Source organism: Drancourtella sp. An12, assembly GCF_002160935.1.
Taxonomy (GTDB): Bacteria; Bacillota; Clostridia; order Lachnospirales; family Lachnospiraceae; genus Sellimonas; species Sellimonas catena.
Genome location: NZ_NFLO01000001.1, coordinates 285,674 through 298,034 on the forward strand (window position 1 = coordinate 285,674; position 12,361 = coordinate 298,034).

14 protein-coding genes are annotated in these 12,361 nt (G+C 51.3%); 13 read left to right on the plus strand and 1 reads right to left on the minus strand.

Going from position 1 to position 12,361, the window contains the following annotated elements; translation table 11 throughout:
- The first annotated feature begins 109 nt into the window (after window positions 1-109).
- The 12 genes from B5E64_RS01405 to B5E64_RS18115 all read left to right on the plus strand — a co-directional run bounded on the left by B5E64_RS01405 (window position 110) and on the right by B5E64_RS18115 (window position 7,978).
- Window positions 110-583 (plus strand): phage terminase small subunit P27 family, encoded by a 474-nt coding sequence (locus tag B5E64_RS01405; RefSeq protein WP_087166927.1) that lies wholly within the window; start codon window positions 110-112, stop codon window positions 581-583.
- Window positions 583-2,172 carry a terminase TerL endonuclease subunit gene (locus B5E64_RS01410; RefSeq protein WP_087166733.1) on the plus strand — a complete coding sequence of 530 codons (1,590 nt, stop codon included), beginning with the start codon at window positions 583-585 and terminating at the stop codon, window positions 2,170-2,172. The genes B5E64_RS01405 and B5E64_RS01410 overlap by 1 nt, the downstream gene beginning before the upstream one ends.
- Before the next feature lie 17 nt (window positions 2,173-2,189).
- The gene (locus B5E64_RS01415; protein WP_087166734.1) at window positions 2,190-3,536 is read left to right on the plus strand and encodes a phage portal protein; all 1,347 of its coding nucleotides are present in this window, start codon (window positions 2,190-2,192) and stop codon (window positions 3,534-3,536) included.
- Window positions 3,445-4,161, plus strand: coding sequence for a head maturation protease, ClpP-related (locus tag B5E64_RS01420; RefSeq protein WP_087166735.1), 717 nt, complete (start codon window positions 3,445-3,447; stop codon window positions 4,159-4,161). Before B5E64_RS01415 ends, B5E64_RS01420 begins: the two co-directional genes overlap by 92 nt.
- Before the next feature lie 12 nt (window positions 4,162-4,173).
- The gene (locus B5E64_RS01425; RefSeq protein WP_087166736.1) at window positions 4,174-5,379 is read left to right on the plus strand and encodes a phage major capsid protein; all 1,206 of its coding nucleotides are present in this window, start codon (window positions 4,174-4,176) and stop codon (window positions 5,377-5,379) included.
- 72 nt (window positions 5,380-5,451) lie between these two features.
- The gene (locus tag B5E64_RS01430; RefSeq protein WP_087166737.1) at window positions 5,452-5,727 is read left to right on the plus strand and encodes a head-tail connector protein; all 276 of its coding nucleotides are present in this window, start codon (window positions 5,452-5,454) and stop codon (window positions 5,725-5,727) included.
- Window positions 5,727-6,059, plus strand: a complete 333-nt coding sequence (locus tag B5E64_RS01435) for a phage head closure protein (protein ID WP_087166738.1) — start codon at window positions 5,727-5,729, stop codon at window positions 6,057-6,059. Before B5E64_RS01430 ends, B5E64_RS01435 begins: the two co-directional genes overlap by 1 nt.
- Before the next feature lie 2 nt (window positions 6,060-6,061).
- A complete protein-coding gene (locus B5E64_RS01440; RefSeq protein WP_087166739.1) occupies window positions 6,062-6,445 on the plus strand; it encodes an HK97 gp10 family phage protein in 384 nt (127 codons plus the stop codon).
- Window positions 6,438-6,821: a hypothetical protein gene (locus B5E64_RS01445; RefSeq protein WP_087166740.1), complete on the plus strand. Its 384-nt coding sequence runs from the start codon at window positions 6,438-6,440 to the stop codon at window positions 6,819-6,821. Before B5E64_RS01440 ends, B5E64_RS01445 begins: the two co-directional genes overlap by 8 nt.
- Window positions 6,802-7,443, plus strand: a complete 642-nt coding sequence (locus tag B5E64_RS01450; protein ID WP_087166741.1) for a major tail protein — start codon at window positions 6,802-6,804, stop codon at window positions 7,441-7,443. The genes B5E64_RS01445 and B5E64_RS01450 overlap by 20 nt, the downstream gene beginning before the upstream one ends.
- Window positions 7,440-7,817, plus strand: a complete 378-nt coding sequence (locus tag B5E64_RS01455; protein ID WP_027643584.1) for a hypothetical protein — start codon at window positions 7,440-7,442, stop codon at window positions 7,815-7,817. Before B5E64_RS01450 ends, B5E64_RS01455 begins: the two co-directional genes overlap by 4 nt.
- Complete coding sequence (locus tag B5E64_RS18115; RefSeq protein ID WP_166430228.1) at window positions 7,814-7,978, plus strand: hypothetical protein; 165 nt, start codon at window positions 7,814-7,816, stop codon at window positions 7,976-7,978. The genes B5E64_RS01455 and B5E64_RS18115 overlap by 4 nt, the downstream gene beginning before the upstream one ends.
- A gap of 27 nt (window positions 7,979-8,005) precedes the next feature.
- On the opposite strand, the gene B5E64_RS01460 is transcribed toward B5E64_RS18115, so the two are convergent.
- Window positions 8,006-8,941: an Abi family protein gene (locus B5E64_RS01460; RefSeq protein WP_087166742.1), complete on the minus strand. Its 936-nt coding sequence runs from the start codon at window positions 8,939-8,941 to the stop codon at window positions 8,006-8,008.
- A gap of 258 nt (window positions 8,942-9,199) precedes the next feature.
- On the opposite strand from B5E64_RS01460, the gene B5E64_RS01465 reads away from it, so the two are divergent.
- The gene (locus B5E64_RS01465) at window positions 9,200-12,358 is read left to right on the plus strand and encodes a phage tail tape measure protein (protein WP_087166743.1); all 3,159 of its coding nucleotides are present in this window, start codon (window positions 9,200-9,202) and stop codon (window positions 12,356-12,358) included.
- The last annotated feature ends 3 nt before the right edge of the window (window positions 12,359-12,361 follow it).

Sequence of the window (12,361 nt, forward strand, 5' to 3'; positions counted from 1 at the left end):
TATGGAGTACGGAAGCCGAGAGGCTTCTGTCTCTTGTTATATATTTTGATGAGGTCGCTACATGGCGGCTTTTTTTATTGCCTATCGGACCAGAGAGGAGGTGGGAGCGATGGCGCAGAGAGGCAGGAAACCGAAGCCGACTGCACTAAAGATGCTGGAGGGGAATCCGGGCGGTCGGCCTTTAAATACAAAAGAACCAAGGCCAGAGAAGAAGGCTCCACGCTGCCCTTCCTGGCTGGAAGATGAGGCAAAAAAAGAGTGGAAGCGTATGGCGAAAGTGTTGGAACAGATGGGACTTCTGACAGAAATGGACATGGCGGCCTTTGCCGGATACTGTCAGGCATATGCCCGTTGGAAGGAAGCGGAGGAATTCCTGACGCAGCACGGCTCTATGGTGCGGACGCCAAATGGCTATCTGCAGCAGGTGCCGCAGGTATCCATCGCCCAGACCAATATGAAGATTATGCTGAAATTTTGTGAGCAGTTCGGTCTGACGCCATCGGCCCGGAGCAGGATCGTTGGCGGAGAGAACAGCGATGAGGAAGATGAAATGGAGAAATTGCTGGAAGGAGGCGGATGTTGATGGATTTTCAATACACACCTTCTCCCTTCATGCTCCCAACTTCCCATTACGATGCGAAGCGGGCGGATCATGCGGTTGCTTTTATCCAGAACCTGAAACACACAAAAGGAAAATGGGATGGGAAACCATTTCTTCTGCTCCCATGGCAGGAGCAGATTGTCCGGGATCTTTTTGGAATCGTAAAAGCCGATGGAAAGCGTCAATTCCGGAGTGCCTATATAGAGATACCAAAGAAGAACGGGAAGTCAGAACTGGCAGCGGCCATCGCACTGTATCTTCTCTATGGGGATGGGGAGGCAAGTGCGGAGGTATATGGCTGCGCCAATGACCGGAGTCAGGCATCTATCGTTTTTGATGTGGCTAAAAGAATGGTAGAGAAATGCCCGGCACTGTTAAAACGGTCAAAGATTGCTGCCGCTACAAAGCGGATCGTCAACTACCGGAATGCCGGGTTTTATCAGGTGCTTTCCGCTGAAACAGGAACAAAACATGGCCTGAATATTTCCGGGCTGGTTTTTGATGAGATCCATGCCCAGCCGAACCGGAAACTCTATGACGTCATGACCAAAGGTTCAGGTGATGCCCGTGAGCAGCCACTGTTTTTTATCATTACTACGGCTGGTACGGATAAGGAGAGCATCTGCTATGAACTGCATACCAAGGCGCTGGATATCATGAATGGCCGGAAATCGGATCCTTCTTTTTACCCGGTGATCTACGGCCTGAGTGATGAGGATGACTGGAACGATGAGAAAAACTGGTATAAAGCGAATCCGTCTCTGGGATACACCATCAGTATCGACCGTGTCCGGGACGCCTACCGGGAGGCTTTGGATAATCCGGCAGAGGAGAATGTATTTAAACAGCTGCGCCTGAATATCTGGACAAACTCAGCGGTGGCGTGGATACCGGAGCATATTTATGACAGGGGAAATCAGAAGATTGATTATACTTCCCTTCTGGGCCGGGACTGCTATGCCGGACTTGACCTTTCTTCTACCTCAGATATTACAGCGTTGGTGCTAGTGTTTCCTCCGAGGACGGATGGGGAGAAATACATCGTTCTCCCTTTTTTCTGGCTGCCGGAGGAAACACTGGAACTTCGCTGCCGTAGGGATCATGTTCTTTACGATGTATGGGAGCGGCAAGGTTATATCCTTACTACAGAAGGAAATGTGATTCATTACGGTTTTATTGAACGGTTCATCGAGCAGCTGGGAGAAAAGTATCACATCATTGAAATTGCTTATGACCGCTGGAATGCCACACAGATGGTGCAGAACTTAGAGGATATGGGCTTTACCATGGTTCCCTTTGGACAGGGATTTAAAGATATGTCCCCGCCATCGAAAGAACTGTACAAGCTGCTGATGGAAGGAAATATCATCCACGGCGGTAATCCGGTTCTCAAATGGATGGCCCAGAATGTGGTGATGCGGCAGGATCCGGCGGGCAATATTAAGCCGGATAAAGAAAAATCTGTGGAAAAAATCGATGGGATTGTGGCGTTGATTATGGGACTGGATCGTTGTATTCGTAGTTCACCGCCAAGCAGTGTTTATGATACAAGAGGCATTCTCTTTATTTAGAAAGGGGCATGAGTGTTATGGGAATCTTATCAAGTTTATTCCGGTCAAGGGATAAACCGTCTGACCGGACATCCGGCAGCAGTTATAGTTTCTTTATGGGAGGAAGTACCTCCGGAAAGCGGGTGAATGAGCGGACGGCCATGCAGATGACGGCGGTGTACTCCTGTGTAAGGATTCTGTCGGAGGCAGTGGCCAGCCTGCCCCTGCAGTTTTACCGGTATACGGATGACGGCGGGAAAGAGAAGGCGGTAAACCATCCCCTCTATTTCCTGCTTCATGACGAGCCGAACCCGGAGATGACTTCTTTCGTATTCCGGGAGACGCTGATGACGCACCTGCTTTTGTGGGGCAATGCTTATGCCCAGATCATCCGGAACGGGAGGGGCGAAGTGATCGCCCTGTACCCGCTGATGGCGGACCGGATGTATGTGGATCGGGATGAGAAAGGGCAGCTGTATTATGAGTACACGTTGAGTTCTGATGACGCGCCGACCATGAAAGGTTCTGTTGTGCGGCTTTCTCCTTACGAGGTGCTGCATATTCCGGGGCTGGGGTTTGACGGGCTGGTGGGATATTCTCCTATCGCTATGGCAAAGAATGCGATCGGCATGGCCATGGCCTGTGAGGAATATGGGGCGAAATTTTTTGCCAATGGCGCAGCACCGTCCGGGGTGTTGGAGCATCCTGGAACCATTAAGGATCCCAGCCGGGTGCGGGAAAGCTGGCAGAGGACATTTGGGGGCTCCGGTAATGCCAATAAGGTGGCGGTACTGGAAGAAGGAATGAAATATACCCCGATCTCCATTTCGCCGGAGCAGGCACAGTTTTTGGAAACAAGAAAGTTTCAGCTGGATGAAATTGCCCGGATCTTCCGGGTGCCGCCCCACATGATTGGGGATCTGGAAAAATCCTCATTTAATAATATTGAGCAGCAGTCTATGGAATTTGTGAAATATACACTGGATCCCTGGGTGTCCCGATGGGAACAATCCATGGTGCGGTCTTTACTTTCCAGGGAAGAGAAAAAGCAGTATTTTATCAAGTTCAACGTGGACGGCCTGCTGCGTGGGGATTATCAGAGCCGGATGAACGGATATGCCACGGCAAGACAGAATGGATGGATGAGTGCCAATGACATCCGGGAATTGGAAAATCTGGACCGGATTCCGGCGGAGCAAGGAGGAGATTTGTATTTGATTAATGGAAATATGACGAAGTTGGAGGACGCTGGTCTGTTTGCAGCGGCTCCGGCAGGAAAGGAGGATCCGTCCAATGAAAAAGTTTTGGAAGTGGAAGAATCAGGCGGGAACACAGGAACGGACGCTGTTTCTGAACGGAACCATTGCGGAAGAGAGCTGGTATGACGATGAAGTCACACCGGCTCTTTTTAAAGAGGAATTAATGGCAGGAAATGGAGATATTACGGTCTGGATTAACAGTCCAGGTGGTGACTGTGTGGCCGCAGCGCAGATCTATAACATGCTGATGGATTATCCCGGAAATGTGACCGTTAAAATCGATGGGATTGCGGCCAGTGCCGCTTCGGTGATTGCCATGGCAGGCACAAAGGTGCTGATCTCCCCGGTAGGCATGCTGATGATCCATAACCCGGCAACCCTTGCATGGGGAGATTCCGGGGAGATGCAAAAAGCCATTGAGATGCTGGGAAGTGTGAAGGATTCCATTATCAACGCTTATGAAATCAAGACAGGCCTGTCCCGTACAAAGTTATCCCACATGATGGACGCAGAGACTTGGATGGACGCCGGGAAAGCGGTGGAACTTGGTTTTGCCGATGGGATTCTTGCCAGGGCAGAACTGATGGAGGATGTGGAACCGATCACAATGTCCATGCTGTATTCCAAAGCTGCCGTAGTCAATTCCCTGATGGATAAGATCGCGGCGAAATGCATGACAAAACTGAAAACCGAACCTGCAGGCCGCAGCGTAGACAGTCTCTACGAGCGGCTTAATTTATTGAAAAATTAGGAGGACATGACGATGACGATTTTAGAATTGAGAGAAAAGCGGGCAAAGGCATGGGAGGCAGCGAAGGCTTTTCTGGATTCCCACAGGAATGAAAAAGGTGTGCTGTCTGCAGAGGATGACGCTGCCTACACCCGTATGGAACAGGAAATTACAGATCTGGGAAAAGAGATCGCCAGGCTGGAGCGGCAGGAAGCCTTTGAACGGGAACTGTCCCAGCCCCTGAATAAACCTCTGACGGGACGTCCCGTATCAGGCGGTGTGGAAAAAGAAAAGACCGGGCGTGCTTCGGAGGAGTATAAGGCCAACTTCTGGAATGCCATGCGTTCAAAAGTGCCGCTTCCCAGTGTAGTCAATGCTTTAGAGGAAGGGACGGATTCCGAGGGTGGTTATCTGGTCCCGGATGAGTATGAGCGTACCCTGGTGGAAGCCCTGGAAGAGGAAAACGTGTTCCGCCAGCTCGCTAAAGTGATCCGCACTTCCAGCGGGGATCGGAAGATCCCGGTAGTGGCAACAAAGGGAACGGCGTCCTGGATCGATGAGGAAGGGGCGTATACGGAGAGCGATGATTCCTTTGGGCAGGTATCCATCGGGGCTTATAAGGTGGGTACCATGATTAAGGTGTCCGAGGAACTTCTCAATGACAGCGTCTTTGACCTGGAATCTTATATCGCAAAGGAATTTGCCCGCCGGATCGGGGCGAAAGAGGAAGAAGCGTTTTTTACCGGAGACGGTTCCGGGAAGCCTTTGGGTGTCCTTGCGGCTACCGGTGGCGCCGAGACCGGGGTAACCGCAGCATCTTCCACGGCGGTGACAGCAGATGAACTGATGGATCTGTTCTATTCCCTGAAATCTCCGTACCGGAAGAAGGCAGTGTGGGTGCTGAACGATTCTACGATCAAGGCTGTTCGGAAACTGAAGGATTCTACCGGACAGTATCTGTGGCAGCCTTCTCTTGTGGCCGGAACGCCGGATACCCTCCTTGGCAGGCCGGTGAAGACCTCCGCCTACATGCCGGTGATTGCGGCGGGGGCAAAGACGATCGCATTCGGAGATTTCAGCTATTACTGGATTGCGGACCGGCAGGGACGCTCCTTTAAGCGCTTGAATGAACTGTACGCCGCCAACGGTCAGGTAGGCTTTCTTGGATCCCAGAGGGTGGACGGCAAGCTGGTGCTTTCCGAGGCCGTGAAGGTGCTGGCGCAGAAAGCTGGTTCCTGATGGATTGATGTGAGAAAAGGACGGCATCCCCTTGTGTGGGGATGCTGCTGGTAAGGAAGGAGGGCAGGAAGGATGCTGGTGACGCTGGAAGAAATGAAAAATTACCTCCGGGTGGATGACAATGAAGACGATGGGCTGATCACTACGCTTTTGGCGTCAGCGGAACGGATGTGTATGGATATCCTGCGGATAGATGAAGAAAGCAGTCTGCAGGAAGTGGAGAATGGAAAACCGGCGGTGATGTATACGGTGGCTTATCTGTATGAACACCGGGAGGAAGCTGACCACCATGCCCTGACCCTGACGCTGCGCTCCCTGCTCTTTGGAAGCCGGAAGGAGGCGTTTTGATGGAGATTTCCCCTCTGAATGTAAAAGTGACCTTCCAGAAAAACTCCGTAGTTGCGGACAATATTGGAAACCGCAGGAATGTCTGGGAGGATTATTATACCTGCCATGCCACGGTCAGTGGTGAGGGTGGGAATGAAAAGGCCGCCGCCGGATTGACGGTTGTGGATTTTGACATTGCGTTTACCATCCGTTTTTGTAAACGGGCGGCGGAGGTGACGGCGGACGGTTTCCGTATCCTGTTTGGCGGGGAGATTTACAATATCGTGGCCGTGGATCACATGAACTATAGAAAGAAAGCGCTGAAGTTCCGGTGTGAGAAAGCGAGGCGGTAAACATGGGACAGACCGTGCAGATAGGGGATCTGGCGGACGCCATTATGGAGACATTGGAGGAATACGCGGATCTGGCTGCTGAAGATGTGAAACAGGCGGTCCGGGATGCCGGGGAGACGGTAAGGAAGGAGATCCGTGCCAACGCCCCGAAGGATACCGGGGACTATGCGAAAAGCTGGGCGGTGAAGAAATCGAAAGAGACTTCCAACAGTATTACGATGACGGTTTATTCCCGGAATCGTTACTACCTGGCCCATTTGCTGGAATTTGGCCATGCCAAACGAAATGGCGGCCGGGTCGCTGGAAAGAGCCATATTGCTCCGGCGGAAGAAAAGGGAATCCAGCAGTTGGAAGAAGAGGTTGAAAGGAGTCTTAGGGATGGATAGGTTGCTATCAATTTTAAACAATATAGGAGTTCCTTATGCTTATGACCATTTTGCAGAAGGGGAAGCGCCGGATCCGCCTTTCCTCTGTTATCTGCTTCCGGAGAGCGATAATTTTTCCGCAGACGGGAAGGTATATCACAAGTTTACGGAAGTCCGGCTGGAACTGTATACGGATTTTAAAGACCCTGAAGCGGAGCAGAACGTGGAAGATGTTCTGGACGCAGCGGGGATTTTTTATAACAAGTCGGAAACCTGGATTGACAGCGAGAAGCTGTATGAAGTTCTGTACGCTTTTGAAATGCCGACAGAGGGAGATAGTGCTGGGAAAACCGGGAATGAGATGAAGGAGGCTGGAAATGTCTACAAAGAAAAATAAAGTCAAATTTAATATCTGCAACATGCATTACGCACTAATTACGGTGGACGATAACGGAGATGTGACCTTTGGGACACCTGTGGCTATGCCGGGCGCAGTATCCCTGTCCCTGGAGCCAAACGGCGAGCCGTCCAATTTTTATGCGGATGGGTACGCCTATTATACGATCTCCAATAATATGGGTTATGAGGGGGATCTGGAACTGGCCATGGTGCCGGAGAGTTTCCGGACAGATGTGCTGAAGGAATCTCTGGATGACAACAGCGTGCTGGTGGAGAGTGCCAATGTGGAGACAGCGAACTTTGCCCTGCTCTTTGAGTTTGATGGAGATGTGAAGAAGATCCGTCATGTGCTGTATAACTGCTCTGCGGCCAGACCCAACATTGAATCCACAACCAATGAGGAGGAGATTGAGGTGCAGACGGAAACATTGGCCATCACGGCAGCGCCTCTGGCCAATGGGTACGTGAAGGCCCGTACTGGGGACAGCACCACGGATACGGTTTATACGGGATGGTATACGGCAGTGTATCTGCCGGAGGTGACGGACCCGGATACTTCCGGGACACAGCAATCCAATCAGCAGGGAACAGACGATGAGACAGGAGGGGAGACCTTATGAGCATGAAACGGAATATCACGATTGATGGGCAGGAGGTTCCTTTTAAGGCCTCTGCCGCTATTCCTCGGATCTACCGGATGCGGTTCCACCGGGATATTTATAAAGACCTGCGGGATCTGGAAAAAGGGATCGATAAGAACGACCCGGAGAATTCTAACCTGGATCTGTTCTCTTTGGAAATGTTTGAGAACATTGCCTATGTGATGGCAAAGCACGCAGATCCGTCCATCCCGGATACGCCGGAGGAATGGCTGGATGGGTTCAACACCTTTTCCATCTATCAGGTACTGCCCCAGATCATTGAACTGTGGGGGCTGAACACCCAGACGGATGTGCAGGCTAAAAAAAACTTCGCCCGACTGACCGGGAAATGACAACGCCTCTGTTCCTCCTGCGGTGCGTGCAGCTGGGACTGTCCATCAGGGATCTGGATCTTCTGACTATCGGGATGGTGAATGATATGTATGTAGAAAGCCGGAACGATGAGCATAAATATGCGGTGGTTGCCACGCAGGAGGATTTTGACAGGTTTTGAGTGCTTTTACTGGATCGTGAGGCCGTTTTAAATGCGGTAGCGGGTAATATCTTTCCAGTTTGCAGGGAATCCCATTATATCCAAAAGGGAAGATTCGCTGATCTGCCCGCTGTTTTTTATGTACTTATTGATAATACTGATTAATGCATGTTTAAATTCCAGAAAGTCCTGTTTGGGGAGCAGGTAACGGAAAGCGATGACCAGACCGAACAGATCCCGTTTTCCGGAAAGATACTGATTCCCTTTTTTTGGTATATTCAGTTTCTGATGAAGCATTGTATCTGGAAAATCAATCTGGGTCCGGAAAGAATAAAGCCGCTCGTTATGTGCGCATACGTTCCGGAACAGGGTAAGGATTTTCAGGTAACGTTCCAGGTTCTTTTCATTTACGCCTGGAAAATCTTTGCTGATACCGCTTTGCAGTTGGAAGGGGAGCAAGGCGTAAAACCTGGAAATCTGTCCGTAAGTCAGGGTATTGGTCAGCACCCATAGAGGAACGTTATGGTAAACCTTCCGTTGGTGGACAACATAATTATGTTCCGTATTTTTGTTTGCCTGGTAGGATAAGATCTGGATCAGGCGGGTGATATCAGCAGCATTCTTTTTTGTATGATTATAATTCCCAGGAGTGAGGTATGCGGTCTGCTGTTCGCCATGGAGACTGCAAAAACGGTAGGAAACAAGCTGCCGGATTTTACATTCTATTTCACACAAATATTTGAAAACAAGTTCACGCAGGGAAAGATCAAACTGATACAGGGCATAGATATCCTCAAAAGAAGTATTGTTCTGGTAAATACGGGTCATGGGGTTGATGAACGGTGTTTTGTATCCTCCGATCAAGGAAAAATATCCGATATTTTTTAGGATTTCTTTTGCGGTTGCCCGGTCATGAATTTGAAGTTTTTTTTCGTTCTGCAGTTTATCAAGCTGCTGGTCGTATGTAAGAAACGGTTTTGACAAAACTTTCCCCTCTTCCTGTTATCAGAATAAAAAAAGGAGGGCCCGCAGGTCCTCCCCCGGTCTCAGTCCTCACGAGTATCTGAAACCTGATCACTAAGACAGAGTCTAGCACGGATCCACTCAAAAGTCAATGGCTTTTAGCAAATCCGGCGGCTTTGTCCTTTGATTATTGTATTCGAAGAGAAAAGAAAATATGTAAAGATTCCGCCCGGAGTAATCCGGGTATTTTCTATATTCATTTTCAGGAGGTGGTGACACATGGCGAGCCGGATCAAAGGCATTACAGTGGAGATCGGCGGCGATACCAGCGGACTGGAAAAATCGCTGAGTGCGGTGAACAATTCCATAAAGAAGACCCAGAGCCAGCTTCGGGATGTGAATAACCTTCTGAAACTGGATCCATCCAATACCATCCTTTTGGCACAGAAGCAGGAACTTCTGCAGTCCGCGATTGGAGATACGGAAAAGAAGCTGGAAGCCCTGGAACAGGCCCAGGAGGATGTGGTGAAAGCCTTTGAGAGGGGCGACCTGGGAAAAGACCAGTACATGGCTTTCCAGCGGGAGGTTGAGGAAACCCGTGGAACGCTGAATCGGTATAAGGCGGATCTTTCCGGCTTGCAGTCGGAGCAGGAACGGCTTTCCTCCAATACGGAACGGCTGAATAAGCTGTTTGTCGCTACTGGTTCCAGTGTGGATGATTATGCGGATGTGCTGGGGAGCCGCCTGGTGACAGCAATCCGGAACGGGACAGCTTCTTCCGATCAGCTGAAAACAGCTGTGGAGAAGATTGGGAAAGCAGTTACCGGCGGGAAGGCAGACATTAAGCAGCTGACAGATGCCCTGGATACGGTAGATGACGGGCAGGCGGTACGAAATCTGATCAACGATCTGAATGATGTGGGGGACGCAGCCCAGGGCGCTGCGGATGACATCGGGGAGATTGCCCAGGCCACCAAGGGCACGGCCCTGATGGAAGCCGCTGATCAGCTGTCTGTGGTCGGGGATAAGATCCAGGATGTGGGCGATAAGGCGGTATCCGCTTATGCGGAGACAGAGACTGCTGTCTCTAAGGTGAACGCTTACTTTGGTGAGACCGGGGAGGCGGCGGAAGCCAGCGCTGAAATTGTGAAAAACGTGTACGGCTCCGGCGTGGGTCAGAGCATGAATGCGGTGGCGGAAGCGGTCATCATGGTCAAGAAGAACCTGGGGGATCTGGGAGCTACCGACCTGACCAACCTGACGAAACAGGCGCTGACTCTGGAAGAACTGTATGGCATTGACATGAATGAGACCCTCCGGGGTGTCAATTCCCTGATGAAGCAGTATGGCCTGACCGCCCAGGAGGCCATGGATTATATTGTCCGGGGTACCCAGAACGGCCTGGATAAGACCAATGAACTGGGGGATAACTTGTCTGAATATGCCGGGAAATTTGAGCAGGCAGGGTATTCGGCTTCCGAGTATTTCCAGCTTCTGCAGAATGGCCTGCAGGGCGGTGCTTACAACCTGGACAAGGTTAATGACGCGATCAATGAGGTGACCACCCGTCTGGCGGATGGAACCATCGGGGATTCCATTGACCTGTATTCCCAGAAGACCCAATCTTTATTCCTTGCATGGCAGAACGGGGAGGCCACCCAGAAGCAGGTAATCGATTCCATTGTGGCAGATATCGGAAACTGCACCAGCCAGCAGGAAGCCCTGAACATGGCGGCCAAGGCATTTGGAACTATGGCGGAGGATGGAAACCTGAAATTTATTACTTCCCTGACCTCTGTGGGAGAGACTTATGATAACGTAGCCGGATCCGCAGAAAATCTGTTCAGCCAGACACAGACGCCCATGCAGGAGATGGAAGCTAATACAAGAAAGCTGCAGCAGGCGCTGGTGCCTCTGGGAGAAAAGATTGTGGAGCTGGCCAACGTGGTGCTGCCGCCATTGGTGGCCATTATTACGGCAGTGAGCGAGGTATTCGGCATGTTGCCGGAGCCTGTGCAGAATTTTGTGGTAATCCTTGGGGCTTTGCTGGTGGCGTTTACTGCATTGACGCCAGTAATCGCGGCTTTGGCGGTGTCCTTCGGGGCGCTGAACATCTCCCTGCTTCCCGTGATCGGCATTATTGCCGGAGTGGCGGCGGCCATTGCCGGGATCATCGCTATCGTCAAAAACTGGGGAGCGATTACGGAATGGTTCGGGAACCTGTGGCAAACAGTATCCCAAAAACTGATGGAATTATGGGACGGGCTGGTGGTCTTTTTTACGGAGACCATCCCGGCAGCGTTCCAGACCTTCATCAGCTTTTTTTCTGCCATCCCGGACTGGTGGAGCGGCCTGTGGTCACAGGTATCCGCGTTTTTCACGAATACCTGGAACGCAATCCTGCAGAATCCCATTGTCCAGCTGGTGGTGACAACGATTACTTCTTTGTGGGAGAATGCGAAAAATACTCTGCAGGGGATCTGGTCGGGTATCTGCGACATTGCCGCCGGTGCCTGGGAGCTACTGAAAAATGTGATCCTTGCCCCGGTGCTTCTGCTGATCGACTTGGTGACGGGAAATTTCTCCCAGCTTGCTTCTGATGCGGCAAATATCTGGAACAATATCAGAAATGCCGCCACCCAGATCTGGTTAGGAATCCGGCAGGTGGTGACTTCTGCGGCTTCGGGACTGAAGCAGGGCGTGGAGACGGTGCTTTCGGCTCTGTCCCAGTTCGCCGCTCAGATCTGGTCCGCTATGAAGCAGACGGCGTCTTCTGTCTGGAATGGCATCAAGATCACGGTGGTGAATATCGCATCCACGTTGCGTGAAGCAGCGGTGACCGCCTTCCAGCGGATGGTCTCCGGGATCAGCTCTGCCCTTTCCGGGCTGTATTCCGTGGTTTCTAATGGATTTTCTTCCGCCATCCGGTTTATTACCGGGCTGCCGGGGCAGGCGTTCCAATGGGGGAAGGACTTTATCCAGGGGCTGATTAACGGAATTTCCAGCATGATCCAGAGTGTGATCAACACAGTTTCCGGTCTGGCTGACCGGATCCGTTCTTTCCTGCACTTCTCGGCTCCGGATGAGGGGCCGCTGGCGGATTATGAGACTTGGATGCCGGACTTCATGAAAGGGTTGGCGAGCGGCATTGAGAAGAACCGGAACCTGGTGGAGAAAGCTGTCCGGGATGTGGCTTCGGATATGGTACTTTCACCGAAAGGAAACGGGATGGAGTATGGCTATACCGATGATACTTTATCCGGTGGGAATATGTCCGACCTGATCTCCGGGATTTCTTCTGCGGTGTCAGAAGCCCTGGTGGGATTCTCCGGCCCGCAGGGGAATATCGTGATCCCGGTATATGTGGGTGGGACGCTTCTGGATGAACTGGTAGTGACGGCGCAGGCAAGACAGAACCTGCGGTCAGGAGGGAGGTAAGCC